This window comes from Cryobacterium sp. MLB-32 (assembly GCF_000738085.1).
GTDB lineage: Bacteria > Actinomycetota > Actinomycetes > Actinomycetales > Microbacteriaceae > Cryobacterium.
In genome coordinates this window covers 1-904 of record NZ_JPRS01000405.1, presented here as the reverse complement: position 1 = coordinate 904, position 904 = coordinate 1, and the positions used below count along the sequence as shown (strand labels likewise).

1 protein-coding gene is annotated in these 904 nt (G+C 60.7%); it reads right to left on the bottom strand.

The window, feature by feature from the left end:
• Nucleotides 1-217: 217 nt before the first annotated feature.
• On the bottom strand, nt 218-640 hold the full coding sequence (locus tag JF66_RS18960; RefSeq protein WP_051973766.1) for a hypothetical protein: 423 nt from the start codon (nt 638-640) through the stop codon (nt 218-220).
• Between the last annotated feature and the right edge of the window lie 264 nt (nt 641-904).

Genomic DNA, 904 nt, shown 5'->3' with positions numbered 1-904 from the left:
CCCGTGCTTCCATTGACGTCGTCAAGAGGTTAGCAGCGACGGTTCGCTTGTGATGTGCACCGGAATCCGGCGTCGCCAGGCTTGTGCAAAGAGTCAATCGCCGCAAGTGGTTGGCCCAGCCGGCGACCAAGCGAGCAGGAGCCTCTGACCCTCAAGATATGAGAACGTGGAGCGCACGATCGCATCGTAGCCAAAGGCGGCGTCCGGTCGGATAGCGCTACGAACGGTGCGCCCCGACAAAACCCTCGGAGACAGGCTCTGCTTCTTTAGAGTCGTCCTGCTGCAAGCCTTTTTTTGGAGCTGTAGGGGGCTTCTTGACGTCTCGGGTTGCCAGGCCGAGACGGTCGGCGACCTCTGCACGAGGCGCCCCGAGGTCGAGCATAGAGGCGATCATGGCGAGGGCTTTGGCGCGGGCGACCGTGCTTTTTGCCGTCGCGCGTTCGCGCACCGCGGCCATTTCTTTCTGGGCGGACGCCTCGATTTCGTCGACGGAGTCCATAGCGACGAAGTAGTCGGTGGCGAGCTGTTCGAGTGTGTCGTGTTTCTGACGGAACTCGGCGGCTTTCTCGCGTGCGCGAGTGCGTGCGGCGGACTGTTGTGCGGACTTGCGAACGTCGGCCATGACGGTCCCTTCGGTCATTGGACCTCCAGTATGAGGGCACGGCCGATGGGCGCGGGGCAGCTTGGGCACCCCCAAGTCGGCGCCGACCCAGGGACTCAAGTGCTCTCGGTTGCGGTACATCGACTGCGCTGTTCATCGTCGCTGCTCGTCCCTCACAGCTTCTTCTCCCTCTGCAGTCTCCGTACCGAAACCGCACAATCTCTTCGATTGTGGCCAGTCTCATTCCTCATTCTTCGTCATTAGATCTGTCACACCTCTGGCATTAGTAATAAACGAGGTAAA